This is a genomic window from Gardnerella sp. KA01001 (assembly GCF_049244025.1).
In the GTDB taxonomy this organism is placed as follows: domain Bacteria; phylum Actinomycetota; class Actinomycetes; order Actinomycetales; family Bifidobacteriaceae; genus Bifidobacterium; species Bifidobacterium swidsinskii.
On record NZ_CP058366.1, the window covers coordinates 798,166 to 818,516 of the forward strand.

Annotated in this window: 11 protein-coding genes and 1 other RNA gene; 9 read left to right on the forward strand and 3 right to left on the reverse strand. The window is 45.5% G+C overall.

Translation table 11 applies throughout. The annotated features are described in order from the left end of the window. The first annotated feature begins 110 nt into the window (after positions 1 to 110). The 4 genes from rpsL (at position 111) to tuf (ending at position 4,496) form a co-directional block, all read left to right on the forward strand. Complete coding sequence (gene rpsL, locus HXT59_RS03250) at positions 111 to 482, forward strand: 30S ribosomal protein S12 (protein WP_003813881.1); 372 nt, start codon at positions 111 to 113, stop codon at positions 480 to 482. A gap of 3 nt (positions 483 to 485) precedes the next feature. After that, entirely contained in the window at positions 486 to 956 is a 471-nt protein-coding gene (rpsG, locus tag HXT59_RS03255) for a 30S ribosomal protein S7 (protein WP_012914396.1), read from the forward strand. 42 nt (positions 957 to 998) lie between these two features. After that, positions 999 to 3,128, forward strand: coding sequence for an elongation factor G (gene fusA, locus HXT59_RS03260; RefSeq protein ID WP_004107409.1), 2,130 nt, complete (start codon positions 999 to 1,001; stop codon positions 3,126 to 3,128). A gap of 168 nt (positions 3,129 to 3,296) precedes the next feature. Then, on the forward strand, positions 3,297 to 4,496 hold the full coding sequence (tuf, locus tag HXT59_RS03265; protein WP_004118785.1) for an elongation factor Tu: 1,200 nt from the start codon (positions 3,297 to 3,299) through the stop codon (positions 4,494 to 4,496). A 706-nt stretch (positions 4,497 to 5,202) separates the two neighbouring features. On the opposite strand, the gene HXT59_RS03270 is transcribed toward tuf, so the two are convergent. Beyond that, complete coding sequence (locus HXT59_RS03270) at positions 5,203 to 5,949, reverse strand: Bax inhibitor-1/YccA family protein (protein ID WP_004108493.1); 747 nt, start codon at positions 5,947 to 5,949, stop codon at positions 5,203 to 5,205. A 184-nt stretch (positions 5,950 to 6,133) separates the two neighbouring features. Continuing rightward, positions 6,134 to 6,943 (reverse strand): GTP pyrophosphokinase, encoded by an 810-nt coding sequence (locus HXT59_RS03275; protein WP_004108491.1) that lies wholly within the window; start codon positions 6,941 to 6,943, stop codon positions 6,134 to 6,136. 142 nt (positions 6,944 to 7,085) lie between these two features. Here HXT59_RS03275 and miaA point away from each other — a divergent pair, with 142 nt between their 5' ends. Further along, positions 7,086 to 8,099 carry a tRNA (adenosine(37)-N6)-dimethylallyltransferase MiaA gene (miaA, locus tag HXT59_RS03280; RefSeq protein ID WP_421784094.1) on the forward strand — a complete coding sequence of 338 codons (1,014 nt, stop codon included), beginning with the start codon at positions 7,086 to 7,088 and terminating at the stop codon, positions 8,097 to 8,099. A 67-nt stretch (positions 8,100 to 8,166) separates the two neighbouring features. On the opposite strand, the gene ssrA is transcribed toward miaA, so the two are convergent. Continuing rightward, positions 8,167 to 8,563: a transfer-messenger RNA gene (gene ssrA, locus HXT59_RS03285) on the reverse strand. A gap of 324 nt (positions 8,564 to 8,887) precedes the next feature. On the opposite strand from ssrA, the gene HXT59_RS03290 reads away from it, so the two are divergent. The 4 genes from HXT59_RS03290 (at position 8,888) to prmC (ending at position 20,265) form a co-directional block, all read left to right on the forward strand. Then, positions 8,888 to 17,704, forward strand: a complete 8,817-nt coding sequence (locus HXT59_RS03290; protein WP_421784096.1) for an InlB B-repeat-containing protein — start codon at positions 8,888 to 8,890, stop codon at positions 17,702 to 17,704. 157 nt (positions 17,705 to 17,861) lie between these two features. Further along, a complete protein-coding gene (gene rpmE, locus HXT59_RS03295) occupies positions 17,862 to 18,074 on the forward strand; it encodes a 50S ribosomal protein L31 (protein WP_004118797.1) in 213 nt (70 codons plus the stop codon). 139 nt (positions 18,075 to 18,213) lie between these two features. Further along, on the forward strand, positions 18,214 to 19,311 hold the full coding sequence (gene prfA / locus HXT59_RS03300) for a peptide chain release factor 1 (RefSeq protein ID WP_012914392.1): 1,098 nt from the start codon (positions 18,214 to 18,216) through the stop codon (positions 19,309 to 19,311). Positions 19,312 to 19,350: 39 nt separating this feature from the next. Continuing rightward, a complete protein-coding gene (gene prmC, locus HXT59_RS03305) occupies positions 19,351 to 20,265 on the forward strand; it encodes a peptide chain release factor N(5)-glutamine methyltransferase (RefSeq protein WP_421784098.1) in 915 nt (304 codons plus the stop codon). Positions 20,266 to 20,351: the final 86 nt, after the last annotated feature.

The window sequence follows — 20,351 nt, forward strand, 5'->3', positions numbered from 1 at the left end:
CGGGCCGGTGGACTGTGGCTTTTACTCTTTAACCGATTCTTTGGTTATGGTGTGCTGCAGTGTGGCGGTTTTCACCAAATAGAAGATAACAATGAATCGGAGAACTTAAGTTGCCTACGATTGAACAACTTGTCCGTAAAGGACGTCAGGCCAAGCCGAAAAAGTCAAAGACTTTGGCCTTGAAGGGTAGCCCGCTGCGTCGTGGCGTATGCACCCGTGTATACACCACCACTCCTAAGAAGCCAAATTCCGCGCTTCGTAAGGTTGCTCGTGTGCGCCTCAGCTCTGGTATTGAAGTAACCGCCTATATTCCAGGCGAAGGTCACAACTTGCAGGAGCACTCCATCGTGCTCGTGCGTGGTGGCCGTGTGAAGGATCTCCCAGGTGTGCGTTACCACATCGTGCGTGGCGCATTAGATACCCAGGGTGTCAAGGACCGCAAGCAGGGTCGTTCCCTGTATGGAGCAAAGAAGGCGAAGTAAAACATGTCACGTAAAGGACCTGCAAAAAAGCATCAACTGCTTCCTGATCCAATCTACGGCTCGACCGTCGTGGCTCAGTTGATTAACAAAATCCTTCTCGATGGTAAGAAGTCCATCGCAGAAAACATCGTCTACACCGCTCTTGAGCAGGTGAAGGCAAAGACCGAGCAGGAGCCAGTTTCTGTATTGAAGCGCGCTCTTGATAACATTCGTCCAAATCTTGAGGTTCGTTCTCGCCGCGTTGGTGGTGCAACTTATCAGGTTCCAGTCGAAGTTAAGCCTGCTCGCGCAAACACTCTTTCCCTCCGCTGGCTTACTGACTTCTCACGCGCTCGTCGTGAAAAGACTATGGCTGAGCGCTTGGCCAACGAAATTCTCGATGCCTCCAATGGCTTGGGTGCTTCCGTGAAGCGCCGCGAGGATACCCACAAGATGGCAGAAGCAAACAAGGCTTTTGCTCACTATCGCTGGTAATCCACAAGATAATCGGTATCTTAAAGAGCTAAGGATAAGAATATGGCACAAGATGTGCTTAACGACCTGAATATGGTTCGTAATATCGGCATCATGGCGCACATTGATGCTGGTAAGACTACTACCACCGAACGTATTCTTTACTACACTGGTAAGAACTACAAAATCGGTGAAACTCATGATGGTGCTTCTACCATGGACTTCATGGCTCAGGAGCAGGAGCGCGGTATTACTATTCAGTCTGCTGCAACTACCTGCTTCTGGAAGCGTCAAACTCATGACGTTGATGACCGCTATCAGATCAACATCATCGATACCCCAGGTCACGTGGACTTCACCGCTGAGGTGGAACGTTCCCTTCGCGTGCTCGATGGTGCTGTAGCAGTTTTCGATGGTAAGGAAGGTGTGGAACCTCAGTCTGAAACCGTGTGGCGTCAGGCTGATAAGTATAGCGTCCCACGTATCTGCTTCATCAATAAGATGGATAAGCTTGGCGCTGATTTCTACTATTCCGTCAAGACCATCAAGGAGAAGCTCGGTGCAACTCCACTCGTTATTCAGCTTCCAATCGGTGCTGAAAACGACTTCGTTGGCGTTGTTGACTTGATTCGTATGAAGGCTTACGTCTGGAATGACGTTAAGGACGATATGGGTGCTCACTATGACACCGTTGACATTCCTGAAGATTTGCAGGAACGTGCAGAACAGTATCGTGCTGAACTTATGGATCAGGTTGCTGAAGCTGACGATGAGCTGGTTGAGAAGTACCTCGAAACTGGCGAACTTACTGAAGAAGAAATGCGCGCTGGTATCCGTAAGCTTACCATTGAGCGTAAGGCATTCCCAGTAACTTGCGGTTCTGCATTCAAGGATAAGGGTGTTCAGCCAATGCTGGATGCTGTTGTCGACTTCCTCCCAAGCCCAGAAGATGTTCCATCTATTAAGGGCTTCAAGCCAGGCGACGAATCTGTTGAAATTGACCGTAAGCCAGTTAATACAGATCCATTCGCAGCATTGGTATTCAAGATTTCAACCCATCCATTCTATGGCAAGCTCGTGTTTGTGCGCGTTTACTCTGGCGAAGTAAAGCCAGGCGATTCCGTGTACGATTCCACGAAGTCCAAGAAGGAACGCGTTGGTAAGATTTTCCAGATGCATGCTGATAAGGAAAATCCTGTAGATTCAGCTGAAGCTGGTAACATCTACACCTTCGTTGGTTTGAAGAACGTCAGCACTGGTGATACTTTGTGCGACGAAAAGAACCCAATTTCTTTGGAATCCATGACATTCCCAGATCCTGTTATTGAGGTTGCTGTGGAGCCAAAGACGAAGGCTGATCAGGAAAAGATGAGCTTGGCTTTGGCTAAGCTTTCTGACGAGGATCCTACATTCCAGGTTAAGACCGATGAGGAATCTGGTCAGACTTTGATTTCCGGTATGGGCGAGCTTCAGCTTGACATTATCGTTGATCGTATGCGTCGTGAGTTCAAGGTCGAAGCGAATGTTGGTAAGCCACAGGTTGCTTACCGTGAGACGATTCGTAAGGCTGTTATGAACCAGGAATACACTCACAAGAAGCAGACCGGTGGTTCTGGTCAGTTTGCAAAGGTTTTGATGAACTTCGAACCTCTCGACACAGAATCTGGCGAAACCTACCAGTTTGTCAACGAAGTTACCGGCGGTCACATCACCAAGGAATTCATTCCTTCAATCGATGCAGGCGTGCAGGAAGCTATGGAATCCGGCGTTTTGGCTGGCTTCCCAGTTGTGGGTGTAAAGGCAACCGTCACCGACGGTCAGACTCACGATGTCGATTCTTCGGAAATGGCCTTCAAGATCGCAGGTTCCATGTGCTTCAAGGAAGCTGCTCCTAAGGCTAATCCGGTAATTCTCGAACCAATTATGGCTGTCGAAGTCCGTACTCCAGAAGAGTACATGGGCGACGTCATGGGCGATTTGAACTCTCGTCGCGGTAACATCCAGTCTATGACTGATGCCACTGGCGTGAAAGTTATCGACGCCAAGGTGCCGCTGAGCGAAATGTTCGGCTACATTGGCGATCTTCGTTCCAAGACTCAGGGCCGCGCAATGTTCACCATGCAGATGGACTCTTACGCGGAGGTCCCGAAGGCCGTTTCGGACGAGATTATTAAGGCTCAGCGCGGCGAATAAAGCGCACGCTACTTCGGTGTTTTCTGTCCCCGGTCAACGCTAGAATTTCCTACGTTGACTGGGTTCTGGCACCGAAGTGGCACCTAACCCAGAAACCCAGTAATATGTAGCGAAAGACCTCTCACAAATGTGTGAGGCAAACTACGAGACGTCCAGGAGGACAAACACATGGCAAAGGAAAAGTACGAGCGTACTAAGCCGCATGTTAACATTGGTACCATTGGTCACGTTGATCACGGTAAGACTACCTTGACCGCGGCTATTTCTAAGGTGCTGCATGGCGAGTATCCAGATCTGAACCCTCAGTATGACTTCGATCAGATTGATGCCGCTCCAGAAGAGAAGGAACGCGGCATTACCATTAACATCGCACACATCGAGTATCAGACCGCTGAGCGTCACTACGCTCACGTGGACGCTCCAGGCCACGCTGATTACGTGAAGAACATGATCACCGGTGCTGCTCAGATGGATGGCGCAATCCTCGTGGTTGCTGCTACCGATGGTCCTATGGCTCAGACCCGTGAGCACGTTTTGCTCGCTAAGCAGGTCGGTGTCCCGAAGATCCTCGTTGCTTTGAACAAGTGCGATATGGTTGATGATCCAGAACTTATCGACCTCGTCGAAGAAGAGGTTCGTGACCTCCTCGAAGAAAACGGCTTCGATCGCGACTGCCCAGTCATCCGCACCTCTGCTTACGGTGCTTTGCATGATGACGCTCCAGATCACGAGAAGTGGGTAGAGACCGTCAAGGAGCTCATGAAGGCTGTTGACGAGTACATCCCAACCCCAACTCACGATCTTGACAAGCCATTCTTGATGCCAATCGAAGATGTGTTCACCATCTCCGGTCGTGGTACCGTTGTCACCGGTCGTGTTGAGCGTGGTAAGCTCCCAATCAACACCCCAGTTGAGATCGTTGGTTTGCGTCCAACTCAGACCACCACCGTTACCTCCATCGAGACCTTCCACAAGCAGATGGATGAGGCCGAGGCTGGCGATAACACTGGTCTTCTTCTCCGTGGTATCAACCGTACCGATGTTGAGCGTGGTCAGGTTGTGGCTGCTCCAGGTTCTGTGACCCCACACACCAAGTTCGAAGGCGAAGTTTACGTCTTGACCAAGGACGAAGGTGGCCGTCACTCGCCGTTCTTCTCCAACTACCGTCCACAGTTCTACTTCCGCACCACCGACGTCACCGGCGTTATCACCTTGCCAGACGGCGTTGAGATGGTTCAGCCAGGCGATCACGCAACCTTCACTGTTGAGTTGATCCAGGCAATCGCAATGGAAGAGGGCTTGACCTTCGCAGTTCGTGAAGGTGGTCGTACCGTTGGTTCCGGTCGTGTGACCAAGATTCTTGCCTAGTATTTTTTCTAACTGAAAAATATTAGCTAAGGCTTAATAAAGACCCCGCGAGGAAACTCGTGGGGTCTTTTGTTGTATGTGCTTGTTTTATCAGCGCGACGACCTGCTTGAGCGCTGCGATTTAGCGCGCGAAAGCAACTCAGAGCGCCGAGCTTGCTCAGGGTTGAAAGCACAGTGTGCTTTCAACGCAAGCGAGGTCTGCCTTCGTCAATAAAGACGAAGGCAGGGCAGATTAGTGGGGTAGTGTTCTCTTGTTTGGAATGTTTTGGTGGGTTTGGAGCTCCAATCGCGGGATTTGATGCTCACGTTGGCGTGACGACCTGCTTGAGCGCTGCGATTTAGCGCGCGAAAGCAACTCGGAGCGGAAACTCGCTTAGGTTGGAAGTCCGGGGGACTTCCAACGCGAGTTTCGTAAGCGAGCGCGTTACCCACGTGAGCGCCACTGTTTTTTCGTTACTGGTGCAGTTTGTGTTCTGCGTTAGTGTCTCATTTTGCTTGTTTTGGGACACTGGTGCAGTTTGTGTTCTGCGTTAGTGTCTCTGGTAGGTGATTTGAGAAGTGTGTGAGAGATGGGTGTTAGTAACGCTCGGCACTGTTAACGCGTTCGCGTTTGGAGTACAGAGAGCATAATAAAACCCTGCCAAATACTAATCTGGCAGGGTTAAATAGCTAAGCAACTAACACACGTATGTTAGTTTTAGTATTGCTAATCTCTATTATCTCCAAGCAACTCTAGCAAGTAGATGAACATGTTAATGAAGTCCAAGAACAGCTGGAATGCGCAGAAAATAGATACTTTCTTAACCATTTCAGGCTGATTTTCATATTGTGCAAGTAATGCGCGAGTTTGCTGAGCATCGTAAGCTGTTAAACCTGCAAAAATAACGATGCCAATTCCAGCCATAAGACGCATTGTTCCAGTATCTTGCCCAATAAACGAAATAATAATTTGCGCAACAACGAATACAAGTAATGCAACCATTAAAATTGGACCAGCTTTAAGCAAATCCTTTTTTGTAGTAAGTGCAAGCATTGTCAAGCACAGGAAGAATCCTGCAGTTAAAGCAAATACTAATGCCACAGATCCAAGGCTAAATACTTGAAAGACTGAGCTTAAAGTAAATCCTGTTAAAGCAGCATAAGCATAGAACAAAACTCGTACTGTTGTCTCACTCATTTTCATTAAGCGTGTTCCAAGAACAACTGCTATCACAACCTGAGCAATTGCCAACATTATCCAACCCCATCCGCGGGTTGCAAACATAAATCTAAGCCAGAAATTACCGCTCTGAGTGAACAGTGCCACAAGAGTTGTAACAATCAATCCAAGCGTCATTTCGCCATAAGTGCGTCCTACTGAAACTCTTTTTGCTTCTTCAAAAGCATATGTTGCCTGAGTGTCAATAACTTCAGGAGCACCGCTTCTGTAATAATCTTGAGTAAAGTTTGTCATTATTTCTCCTTAACAGCTATGAAATAAAACGCTGTCAAGACAACGTTCTCACATAATTATAATTAAAGCATCTGGGAAAATGCTAAAAAAATACAGCATAATTTATACGTTCGTACAATAAGCTGGTTTTAATCTTGCATAAGATTACGCCTAATATGGCATAAGCTTGCGCTTCGTATTTATATTATGCCTTACTATTAGGTGCTTCTTCAACTTGAGGAGCACCATTAATATCGCGGTGAATACCTTGCATTTGTGTTTCAATATTTTGCAAGCTATGCGCGCAATCGAGCAAAGTTTGAGAGTGCTCAGCCAACTTTGCATCCGGCAAACCGGCTTTGTATCTTAAAGCGTGCTCCAAACTAGCCCAATAATCCATAGCAATAGTTCGGAATTGCACTTCAACTGGCGTGTAGTGTGCTCCAGAAGACAAGAACACAGGAACTGCATAAATTACGTGCAAACTGCGGTATCCATTAGGTTTTGGATTCTTAATATAATCCTTAACTTGCAATACTTGAATGTCTGTTTGTTTAGAAAGATATTGCGCTACAGAATACACATCGTCGCAGTAGTTGCAAATTACGCGAATTCCAGCTACGTCGAAAAGATTATCGCGTATAGAGCGTGTGGAAATATCTAGATGACGCCTTTGCAGTTTCTCAAAAATTGAGTGTACTGATTTAAGACGACGCTCCATGTGATGAATTGGGTCGTGAGAGAACCGCACCTGAAATTCGCTATCTAGAATCTCGAGCTTTGTACTTATTTCGTACATTGCTCCTTCGTAAATTTGCATCATGTTTACAAATTCGTCGATTTGGTCTTCAGGAAGCATAAGCGAATTAGTTTTGCCGCATTGGGAGCAATTTTGTTGGTTTTTTGTATTGTCAACATTGCTGCTAACGTTGCTGCTTTCATTAGCTGCTTCGTTGCTATGAAGGCGCGCATAGAGTTCTGCTGCGTTTACGCGGTTATGGCGATCAAGTATCACGTCTTTTAATAATACTATAAAAACTGCTAAACGTCTGGGAGTGCGTATGTAAATGTAATATTCTTTGCAAAGCGTGATATAAATATCTTAGGTAATTGAGCGCAAGCAAAATCTAGCAAAGTATTTTGACGAGGAGTGTATTTTGTCTGAAAATAAGCAGGATAATATTCCTAAAGTAATTTCAATGGTTGGTCCTACGGCTTCAGGCAAAACTAGTCTTGGTATTGCGCTTGCGAAAAAATTAGCTGAGCGTAGGATTCGTGCGGAAATCATCAACGCAGACGCGTATCAAATGTATCGTTACATGGATATTGGCACGGCTAAGGCGAGTGCGCAGGAGCAGGCGGAAGTACCACACCATTTGCTTGATATAATTGATCCTGAAGAAACGATGACGGTTGCGCGATTTCAAGTTTTGGCCAGACAGTGTATTAGTGAGTTGCAATCGCGTGGTGTGAGGCCGATTTTAGTTGGAGGATCGGGATTGTATGCTCGTGCTGCTGTGGATGATATTACATTTCCAGGCACGGATGAGTCTATTCGTGCAGCTTTGGAGGAGCGCGAGCGCAAAGAGGGAGCGAGTGCGCTGTTTGATGAGTTGCAACAAAAGGATCCGGTTGCTGCGGCTCATATGGATGCGCGCAATCCGCGACGTACAATTCGCGCGCTTGAAGTGATTGAGCTTACGGGAAAGCCTTATTCCGCAACGCTTCCGAAGTATAAGTATGTGATTGATTGCGTGCAAATTGGCTTAGATTTGCGTCGTGAAGATTTAGATAAGCGCGTGGATTTACGTACGCAAATTATGCGTGAGCAGGGTTTTGTGGATGAGGTGCGCGCGATTCGAGGGCGATTGGGTGTGACTGCATCTCGTGCTCTTGGCTACCAGCAGATTATGGATTATTTGGATGGCGTGTGGAGCGAGGATGAGGCTTTTGCGGATATTGCACAAAAAACTCGACGACTTGCACGCAAACAAATGGGTTGGTTTGGTAGGGATGCTCGCATCCACTGGTTGGACGCGTTGCGACCGGATCTTGCGGAAGCTGCGCTCGCGATTGTTGATGCTGCGGATGCGGGGGAGTTTGATTGCAATAGTTCTGATGCTACTGAGCACGCTACTCAGCACCATCTCGGAGATGCTTTCGAAGCTTAACTTAAATCTTGGAAACATTGGGTTTTACTACAAAAACGCCACTGTGTGAGCAGTGGCGTTATTGCGTTTGTGGAGTCGCGGGGAATTGAACCCCGGTCCGGTGACCGTACCCTCGGTCTTCTACGTGCGTAGTCTGCTGGCCGCACGGCAGTTTTTCTGCCCCCATGTTATAGCAGACAATTCATGGCGAGCATATCTACAGTAAAAGTCCCTGAATTGCCCTGCAGCTCGGCAATTCAAGCAAGTCTTCTCATGACGTTCAGCACCACTCCGAAGACGTGAGTGGGTGAACGGAGCAGCTGCTCACTGGTTAATCCTGGCGCGAAGCTCAGGCAGCGAGAGCGAACTCAGTGCGATTAGATTTAGCACTTATTCTTTTGCGAAAGGACGTTTACGAGTGGACTTCCGCATTCTCGGCACGCTTCCCCGCGGCGAACAGATCGCCGTCGAAACCGATCGACCCCTTTTGATTTTTCAAACAATTGTTGCTCTAGAGCACACGTTTCTACATTGTATCATATTTTAACGCGACGAACTGCTTGAGCACTTATTCCTCACGGCATAGTCGTTTGGATGATTTTTTTTTGGGGGGGGGGTATTGATTAGTATATTATTAGTTAGGTGATTTTATTTGCCAAGTGTAAATATGAGTTGTAGTTGATTTGTAACGAATAAAAGATTATAACAAATGTTTATTTTATGCCCGTATACTGTATTCATATATAATATATATGAAGATTTATAAGTATGCGCGATTTACTTGAAAATGGTTGGAGTGAGGAGAAATAATGGCAGAGCGTAAAGATTTATATGGTGATATGGCACCAAGAAGAACACTTCGTAAGGCTCATGCAGTGAAGCGTTCTCGTGCTTTGCGTAAGGGAGTTGCTGGAGTTGCTGTTGCTTCAACTTTGGCAATGATGCTTCCATCTGTTGTGGCTTCCGCGCTTCAGCCTACTCAAAAAGATATTATCGATGCGTCTAATACGACGCAAAAATGGGCAAAGGTAAAGCCTGATGTAGATGAATTGAATATGCAGCGGTGGGGTGCTGGCGTACTCAATAAGGGTGCACAAATTCAAAAGTTTGTAGAGCTTGCGCGCCATGATGCACGAATGCAAAAGTTGCGTGAAGCACAACAGCGTGAGATTGAGCAGCGTGAAATAAATAAGAGTGAAGCAAAGCAGCGCGAATCGCAACAACACGAAGTGCAACAGCGTGATGGAATTGACTCGCAGTTAGGTAGTTCTTCAGAACAGGTTAATTTCGGACATTCTTATGCAGTAAGTGCGCCTGCGCCAGTGCAGCCAGTTCATCCAGCAGTAAAGCCAGAGTCGACTCCAACTTTGAAGCCGACTGCAAAGCCAGAATCAACGTCAACTGCAGAACAAGATGCAAAGCAACCTGCAGAAACAAAGCAACCGGAAGAAAATGCTGGTGACGTTAAGCCTGCTGAGGTTAAGCCAGGTGAAAATAAGCAGCCTGCACAACCAGCAAATACGCAGCCTGTAAATACTGAAAGCGCAAAGCCTGCAAACGAGCAGAATACAAGCGAACAACCTTCAAGCACTCACGCAGAAAATACGAATGCGGCAAGCGATGCAAATACGCCAAGAGTGCGTGTTCGTAGGTCTGTTGAGAGCGGCGATGGTGCTTCCGACGGGAATAGTGTAACTACTACAACAAGTGCGCCTGCAACCTCGACTGCACCGTCTGCAAATAATGCGTCTGCAGCTCCGACTGCGAACACTGTAGATAATACGACTGCACCGTCTGCTCCTGCACCTTCAACAGGTACAGCGTCTAACGCTGGTGCTGGAACTACAGCGAAACCAAGTACAGAAAATACAACTGCACAAGGTGCAAATGCAAACGTCTCAGGCGAAGAGAAAAGCACTACGCCTGCTTCGAACAATGAGCATCCTTCACCTGCTTCTACATCGAACGCTGGCACAACAACTAATAACGCAGCAACTGATCCAAACAGCCAGGTAATTAAGCCGAATGAGCAGCATCCAACTGCTGAAAACACAGAGCAAGCCAACGAACAGGTACAAACCGACAAAAAGCCAAAAGCTACGTATAATTTGAAAATTCGCTATACGATTGGTGGTGCTGCGAATAAGCAGCTTGTGCAGCCGTATGAGCTTACAATTGATCAAGAAGACTTCGATAATCTAGGCAAAGATGGCAAGTACGAGTACATTGAGCTTCCAAAGGCTGCTGGATACCGTCCGTCCGTATATCACTCCGGTGATTACCAGTACTACATTAAAAACAGCGAAGACAAGTTTGTTATTGACGACGGTACGGATGCGGATGCTAAGCGTTACTTGCGTTTAAGCAAGAAGCTGATTACTGATTACGCTGTAAAAGAAAGGTCGGCTGTTGGAGGCAATAACGGCGCTCAAGCTCCGCAAACTTCGTCATCTCAAACAACGACAACTACGCAATCTTCATCGTCTGCTCAGCCACAAGCAAAAGACGGCATTCAGTACTACGGCGAGTTGAATATCAACTACGCTCCTAAAACAGCTAAGTACTATGTGCGTCACTTGGTGCAGGATCTCGATCATAAGGATGAGTTTCACGATGCTCCAAATCTTGGCGTTGGCAAGACTATTGAAGTAACTTACAAAGATGGCAAAAAAGAACGTATCCACGTCACTGAAGTTACTGGCACTGTTGGTTCAGATGTGAGTGCTGTAGCTCTGTACATTCCAGGCTACGAGCCGGAGCATAATCTTATTAGCTCGCCGCTTTCGGATTCTGAAGATGAAAAAGATAAGCTAGTTTTGAACCTTCGCTACTACCGTAAGGCGTATGAAGTTACTTACGATTCTGCTGGCGGCACGGATGTTACTGCTCAAAAAGTGTATTACCAGCAAGATGTGCCACAAGTTACGAAACCAACTAGGCGAGGTTACACTTTTAAAGGATGGTCTTTAGTAGATCCTAGCAAAGAGAGTGATCCGCTTTATGCTGAGAATACTATTGTTTCTCTTGATGACTACAAGATGCCGGATCACAATGTGCAATTCCGCGCTAATTGGGAAGCGAACAATACTACTAGCTACCGCGTGAACGTGTGGGTGCAAAAAGCGGATTTGGTTGACAAAGAGCATCCGGATTCGCTTGCAAACTACGACTTTGTTGGTCTTGTTGAGCGCAAGAACGTGAAGACAGAGAGTGACGTTGCGCTTAATAAGATGAATGATGCCGGCGTTGCTAATGATACTAGTAAGCTTAATGGTAAAAACGAAGATAATTATGTAGAAAACCCAGAGCTTGGCTTAACGAAAGAAGAGTTGCAGGGCACGAAGGATAAGAGTTACAAAGACGGCTTAATTTCAAAGTTCAACTGGATGAACGATACGCCTGTAACAAGCTTAGACGGGTATGATACCGCGAATCCTGGTGACGCTTCAAACAAAGGCAAGGATATATTCACACGCTACTTCCATGTGAATAAGGAGCTTACTAAAAAGCTTAACACTGAGCAACATGATTTTGTGCCGGGTCACCCAGATTTAGGCAAACGTAGTAAATCGCAGCTTTGCGCGAACGACTTAAACAACACTCTTAACTTAGTTTACGACCGCAAGACTTACGAGCTTATTTTTGCTAAGCCTACTGGCGTAGATAGGGGTAACAATGCTGCTATAAAAAGAAAAGACGAAAGCGGCAAAACAACTATTTATTGCTATGCTGATGGTGGCAATTGCTCAACGAAGTATGATAGCGAAAATGAAGATAACGATGGCAACAAAATTGACCATAAGGGCTACCGCGTAAAAGTTCGTTACGGTCAAAAGCTTACTGATATTTGGCCTGATATAAATGAATTAGATTTTAATGAAGAAAATATAGGCTCTTTAGGATGGCAGCTTGGATATGCAGGTGAAGTGAATTATCGTGACACTCCTCCGTATCGTTTTACTATAAAGGAATTTGCTGATCCTAAATTCCGTGTAGTGGGTGAGAAACAAGCACCTAAAATTAGCGATGACCCTTCGAATCCTAGTGCACAGCAATACGAGTTGAAAGATAATCAGCGTCTGCTTACTGCTGATATCAGTAGTAAAAGTGCGCCTATACAGGTGATTATTAGGAAGCAAAGTATTGCGTCTGCTAAAAACGGTGGCGATGATATAGACGACAATGATTATGAGCTTTCAACTGATTCATATAGCAAAGATGATACTGACAATTCGGGTTATTTATATACAGCTCCATCTATTGCAGGTTTTAATCCTGCTGATGGTTATGATAAGAAAAATGTTGGTGATTCGTTAGATCCATTCGACTTTGAAGATAATCGGGAAGAGTGGTATAACGAATCTCATGGTCATGGGAATTGGGATGATTTAAGTGATGATGAGAAGAATGCTTTTGCTAAAAAGTATCATTTAGCATTTCGAAAGTATAGGGGCGTTCCAGTAGATGAACAAGAAGATTATTCTGGTGATGCAACTGAATTTGAAACTAACAAACTACTTGAATTTAGGTACAACCGCAAGTCGTACGATGTGCAGTTTTATAATGCGGATGGCAAGGCTATAGCTACAAACGGTAGCGCTGCTACAGAGAGCCTGCCGTTCGAGTATAGTTTGACTAAGCGCGGCAAAAAAGATTTGACGGGCGAAGACAAAGAGCTATACGGAAACGATACATCTTATGATGCTTCTGTAACTAAAGACGATGCCGGTAATACGTCTAAGCAGTTCGACGGCAAGTACACTTTCACGCTTAATAACAAGACTTACTCCATCGTTCGCCCTGCTGATTTGCCAGAAGACTATGTGTTTAAAGGCTGGGCTGTTGATCAGGCTGGTACTCAGTTTATAAATGGCGAAAACAAAGATATTACAATGCCAGTCAACGGCATTAAGCTTTACGCTGCGTGGGGTCTTCCAACTGATATTCAGCACACTGTAACGTTTGACTACCATATGCCGAAAACCGACGACAACGGCAATGAAATAAGTGGCTCCGACGTAGTTACGGAAAAGAAGTTCCCTCGCTACCATGTTATTGACGAAAAGAAGATAAGCACCCCAACGCGCAAAGGCTACGACTTCTACGGCTGGGAGATTAAAAAGAACGGCACGACTTTGCCGTACGCTTTTGGCAATAAAGTAGTAGAAGATATAAAGCTTGATGCAGTGTGGGTTAAGGATACTCGCTACAACGGTACTTTTAAGCACATATTCTTAAAGCCAGGCGTAACGTTTGCTGACTATAAGAAAGAGGGTCTTTCAGACGCAGAAAAAGCCGCGATGGTGGATCACGTTTCTACTCAAACGGTTTCCGGCTTGCGCGAGCATTTGCGCTACAATGCGGAAGCAGTCTACAGCGACGAAACGCACTTCCCAGATAAGCAGTTCACGAGCTTTGAAGCCTCGAGTGATGAGAAGCAGAATACTGGCGAGTTTATTTACCAAACGTACAATACGCGCAAGTATAAGGTAAAGTATATTGATCAAAACGGTAAGGAGCTTCTTCCAGAAAGCGAAGTCAGCTCTGTAAACAGAAAGTACGACGTAGTATTCTACAAGCCGATTGAAGGCTTTATGCCGGAAAGCACACAGCAGAATATTACTTATACTACTGATAGCGAAGGTAAGCAGACTAGAGAAGATACATTCATTTTCAAATATAAAGACGTTCGCGTGCTTAAACGCAATGACGATAAGCAAGCTCGCCCAGATCACTACACGCGCTACGTGTTCAAAGTGGCTGATGGTCAAGACTCTATGGGCAGCGTTGTTGACTGGCAGAACAAGGATGTAGCTGACGGCTCTGTTCTTGTGTACGACGCAATTAAGGGCACAAAAGCTTATCAAATGCCACTTCCAACAGTGAAAGCAAAGCCTGGATTTGAGTTTGTTGGTTGGACTTCAAAAGTCGGTTCGTCTGAAGTTGGCTCGCATACGCTTCAGTATTCCGATGGTGTGAATCGCTTGCCGATTCGTTCCGAAGAGCAGAACAATCCTGAGGTAATTTACACTGCTCACTTCAAGCTAAAGGCTCCTATTGCCGCAGCTCCGCAAGTGCTTACGCCACTTGAGAATATTAGTACTGGAAGTAGTGATGATGCTAAGAAGCTTATAACGAATTCTTATGAGTATCCAACTGGTGCTACGTTCAGCTTTGCGCCTGGCGAAAAGTTTGACAACACTCCAGGATTACACAAGATTAAAGTGCAAGTGCATCTTGGCAATAACATTGCTGAAGCTGAAGTGCTGTACCGCGTGCTGCCGGATTTGGTGTACGCAAGCGAGTGGGATAAGTTTAAAGCTACTGACTATGGCAAAGCGCATATTGACGAGTATGCGCCGATTACTTTCACCGGCAAGAATGATGAAGGCACTATTATTGGTCACGATGGAGATAATGCCAATCATCCTGCTGGTGAAAAAACTACGCTTACTGCGTACGTTTATAAGGGTAAGGAAGTTAGAATCCGCGTGCCGCAAGCTTTCGGCAATGATTACAGCGACCAGCATTACCACTACGTGTTTAAGGGTTGGGCGACTAATGTTGTAAAGCCGACTGCTGAAAATCCAAAACAAGAGCAGACGTTTGACATAAATTCAAGCGACCGCTACAAGAAAGTAAATTTGCAAGACGGCGTAACTTACCACGCTATTTACAAGCGAATCGACTACTTCTCCAGCTCGTCCGACAATGGAACAGTTCCAGAAGATTCTGTAGTTGCAATCTTCAAGCCTGCTCCAGGACGAAAGTGGAAGGACGGCACAGACGGCCCTAAGGTGTTCTACGTAAAGAAGGGTACTGATCTTTCGCAAATTCCTTACAGTGCTAGCGACCAGACTAGTGCGTTGACAAGGCTTCAAGAGAACCTAACCAATGCTAAGGGAACTTGGAATCGAAGCAGCATGATTAATGGCAAAGAAGAAGTAACGCCTATAGATGATGTTTCGAATTGGAAAGTTGATAAACCATTCCAAGAGTTCGTGGCAGATCAAACCCCTTGGACAGAGCCAGCAGTGCAGACTGATTACTTGGTCGCTGTGCAAGATAAGCCTGACACGCTTCCAAAGTTAACCGATTTTATAACTAATATGTCTCAGCTCAAAGCAGACGCTGCTGTGAATAATGGCATAGAAGACATAAAAGTCGAATATGATTTGCCAACTGAAGCTGAACAAAATAAGTTAAAGCAGAAGATGCTTAAGAAGCCTGCTTTGTACACTGTTCCTTTGAAAGTTACAGTTAAGTATAAGGATGCAGCAGATTACAAGACTTATAGACTTGTAGGACGCTTAAAGGTGCTTTATCAGTTGATGTACGATAAAAGCCTACCGAAACCAGATAGTACTCAGCCTTCACATCAGCCTGGTGATACTAATCCTCTTACTGGTGTTGCTGCAGAGCGTGATCTTGTTCTCAATAAGGATAAGTATGTTAAGGTCAACTTTATAAATGCCAATCAAGTTGATCATAAAGATCAGGGCAGCCTTGATAAAGATACTACTAAGCTGTACTACGTTCTTAAAGACGATGTTACGGGCGTAAAAGCTCCGCAAGCTGTTGGCAAGGATTATGACGCTGATGGATACCATTACGTGTTCAAAGGCTGGAGGAAGCTCGAGAATTTTGTTGATAATGATAATTCTGATGCTCGTTCGCGTGCAAGAAGAAGCTTAGCAAATCAACCTGAAATTCCTGTCACTACTTTGATGGTAAGTGAACCAGCATCTGCAACTAGCGTTGATGTGCAAAACGCGAATGGTGAAAAGTTGTTATCGAATGATGAGATTCGTAAATTAAAGTACTCTGAAAACACTACATACCAAGCAGTGTATGAAAAGGTGATGAACATCATCGACGCGAAGAGTAATGAGAAAGTTCCAGATAACTACGTGCCGTATGTGTTCTTACCAGCTTTCGGAAGAAAGTGGGATGATGGATCATATAAACCGAAAGTTATCTACTTTAAGTCCGATAGTACTAAGTATGATGATGACGTTGCTGGAAAAACTAATGAGTTGAAGAACCGTCTTAAGGGCTTTAGCAAGTGGGAAGTTTATGATGCAGGCAACAAGCCTGTTCCTGAGAATGACACAAACGACAATAGGCAAATTCGCGTATATGTAGCAAATCAGATTGCTGATATGCCTGTGAATGTATCTCAGTTTGTTAAGAGTGTTGGAGATGAAGTTCCTGCTCCTGATGAGCTTGTGTCTGGTGTTGATCCTAATAACCTAGAGATTGCGGGCATGCACGGTGCTGGTGTAGTTTATTCTTCCGGTGCAAATTCTGTTCGAATTGCGAAGCCTGGAATTACTACCGTTAGAGTGAAGGTTGAAACATCTGATCCAAATAAGAAGGGTGCAAAGATAGTACGTTATGAAAATGTACCTATTCAAGTGCTTCCGAATGTGATTGCAGAACGAGATTTGCCTTCAGCTGGCAGTCAAGCAGGAAAGTTCATTTTAGAAAACTACACAAAGGTAACGTATGTAGCTGGCAATGGCGGAACTATGCAGTCACCAATGCATACATACTGGGTGCGTAAAGATAGAATGTCTGAAATAAAGAATTATATTCCAGACGTTCTTGCTAACAAAGGTTATATATTCAAGAATTGGGATGAAGTATCTTACTCTAAACATATTGATACCATCTATAACAGTGCTGATAACCACAAATCAACTGATATTGAGCGTGAAACATTAGCTAAGATTGCTGAACGCTATGGCATGTCGTTTACAGCTAATGTAATCCGCAAATCTAAGAATTCTACATTTGCGGCTATAAAGAATATTCTTGCTGAAGCTATAAATAACGAGAATATGAGTTATGAAGCAAGTCGTAATAGATTGGCTATTGTTGCTGAAACATTAGGAAAGTCATATACTGCAAAAATAATTCGTAATTCACAACACTCAACTATTGAAGCTTTGAAGAATTTACTTGTGCAAGCTGGTATTACTGACGCTGATATTGCAATGGTATTCCCAGAAAGCGAAACCATTATTACTGCAAACTTTGAGAAGATGGCTCCTATGAAGTTTAAGTTTAGTGGTTCTGCTCGCGAGGGTGTTTTAACGAACTTCAGATTGCAAAACATGACTGAAGGAGATGTTAATAACACAACGGTTACAGTAGACGGCAAGAAAGTAACTATTAACGAGTTAGTTGCTCAAGGCTTAACTTCTGTAAACGGCATTAACGCAAATTGCGCTGGTACTGAATGCAAGATTTCTGGCACGCCTAAGATTGTTGACGGCAAGCCGAAAGTTGAGCTAACGTTTACTACTACCGACAAGTATGGTCGCGAAGCGGAAATTACTGTTGAAATTGATGTGATTTCTGAGAGCAAACCTGCTCCAACGCCTGAACGAGCTATTCCTTCTCTTGATTCTTATACTTCATATGACGTAACTATTGAGAATGAAAAGAAGCAAGAAAAGGATGTAAAAGAAACTGCTGGAGCAAAGCCGGAATTAGCTAAAACTGGTAGCAATACGGTTTCTTCTGCATCCGCTGGTATTTTGTCGGCAGCAATCGCAGCAATTGGTCTTGCGGTGGTAAAGACTGGCAAACACCATCGCAAGCGTCGCAATAATAAATAATTTATTTAAATTTGGAGCGTTTGAATTTTTCATGCGCTCCATTTTTATGCGGATTATAAGCGCGTCGAGGGTGGTGACTAGAATTACGAAGGTTCCGGTTCACGCTTAGCTATTGGGGCTTTGCGACCCGGGTCGCCCGAATTCCATAGGAGACATTATGAAGCAGGGTATTCATCCCGACTATCACGCAGTGCAGGTTACCTGCTCTTGCGGAAGCACTTTCGTAACTCGTTCTACCGCTGATGGCGATCACATGACGGTTGACGTGTGCTCAAAGTGCCACCCATTCTATACCGGCAAGCAGAAGATTCTCGACACCGGCGGTCGCGTGGCTCGCTTCGAGAAGCGCTACGGTAAGAAGACTAAGTAGCTTTTGTGACGCCAGCCCTGCTTTCGTGTAACTCGCGGAATCGGGGCTGGCGTTTTATGTGCTAAACATGTGTGTTTAATATTTAACATTTAAATTTTTGATTTACAATCCGCGTTAAGCGTGACTACAAAGGAATATGATGGCTGAGTCAGTAGAGGAACAATTCCCGGCAGCAGTTACCGCGTTAGAAGAGTATCGCGATATTGAAAGTCGTATGGGAAGCCCGGAAGTTGCGTCAAATCCGGACGCTATTCGTAAGCTTGGTCGTAGGCACGCAGAACTTGGATCAATCGTAAACGCTTACCTAAATTACAAACAGCTTTGCGACGACTTTGAAGCCGCAAACGAAATGGCAAGCGACGATCCAGATTTCGCTGAAGAAGCTAAGCGCTTAGAAGAGCAGATTCCAGCAGCAAAAGAAAAGCTTCGCACTGCATTAATTCCTAGGGATCCGGATGATGCGCGCGATATGATTATGGAAATTAAAGCTGGCACAGGCGGCGAAGAAGCGGCTTTGTTTGCTGGCGATTTATTGCGTATGTACATGCGTTACGCGGAAAAGCGCGGCTGGACTACCGTAATCCAAAGCGAAAATTCAACGGAACTTGGCGGCGTAAAAGACGTGCAGCTTGCGATTCGAGCAAAAGGTACGCCTGCTCCAGAAGATGGCGTGTGGGCAAGCATGAAGTATGAGGGCGGAGTGCATCGCGTGCAGCGAATCCCAGTTACGGAATCGCAGGGACGTATTCAAACTTCCGCAGCTGGCGTAATCGTGTTCCCAGAAGCAGACGAAGATGACGACGAAATCGAAATCGATCCAAAAGATTTGAAGATCGACATTTTCATGAGCTCCGGCCCTGGTGGGCAGTCCGTGAACACTACTTATTCTGCGGTTCGCATGACACATATTCCAACCGGAATTGTTGTTAGCATGCAAGACGAAAAGTCGCAGATTCAAAACCGTGCGGCAGCCCTTCGCGTGTTAAAGTCTCGTTTGCTCGCTATGAAGCACGAGCAGGAGGCAGCAGAAGCGGCGGATATGCGCCACTCACAGGTGCGTTCGCTCGACCGCTCTGAGCGAATCCGCACGTACAATTTCCCAGAAAATCGTATTGTGGATCATCGCACGAATTACAAGGCTTACAATCTTGATCAGGTTCTTGACGGCGATTTGCAGCCTGTTATCGACAGTGATATTCAGGCGGATGAAGCTGACCGCTTAGCGCAAGCCAAGTAAGTCAAGTAAAATTACTGAAATAACCAAGCAATTCTTAAAATGCAAGAACTTTTGCGAGTTTTGCGCGATGCTGTTAAAAAGCTTGATTCTGCAGGCGTGGAGTCAGCAGAATATGATGCACGCTTGCTGCTGGCTCATGCTTGCGGCGTAAGCTTAGCTGAGCTGAGCAAGGCGCTAATACTTGGCGATTTAACCGATTTTTCGCAAGATTATGCTAGTAAATATAGCGATTTTGTATCTAGGCGTGCTTCTCGTGAGCCGTTGCAGCATATTGTTGGTCGCGCGCCTTTTCGCTACTTGGATTTGCAAGTTGGTAAGGGCGTTTTTGTGCCGCGGCCGGAAACGGAAATTGTTGTTGAAGCTGGATTGGATTGGCTTAGAGAGTCTGGTATTAGCAAGCCGACGGTAGTCGATTTATGCGCCGGATCGGGCGCAATTGGATTGTCGATTGCGGCGGAAGTTGCAGACGCGCAAGTATGGGCTGTAGAAAAATCTCCTGAAGCTTTCCAATATTTGCAAAAAAATTTCGAAGAAACTGCAAAAAAGTGGGAAAATATTCAGATTTTCAGTCGCTATCATGCTGTGCTTGCAGACGCAACCAAATCGCATATTTCGGATTGCACGCCGGAACTTCACGCAATTTGCGGCAAAGTAGATTTAGTAATAACGAATCCGCCTTACGTGCCGGAAAGTCAAGTGCCAGAACAAGTTGAAGTGCGAGAGTACGATCCGCCGGTTGCGCTTTATGGTGGTTCTGCGGACGGCTTGCTTATTCCGGAGCAGATTATGCGTGCGGCTTTTGCGCTGCTTAAGTCTGGGGGAGCGATGGTTATGGAGCACGATATTTCGCAAGGAGATGCGCTTAAAAAGTATGCGGAAAGCGTAGGTTTTTCGCGTGCGCGCGTTGGAAATGACTTAACTGGCAGACCGCGATACACTTTTGCGCAAAAGTAAGATTTGACTAAAACGAAAGACTTTACTCAAACGAAAGATTTGACTCAAACAGAATAAAATAAGCAAATAAACAAAAGCAACAAGAT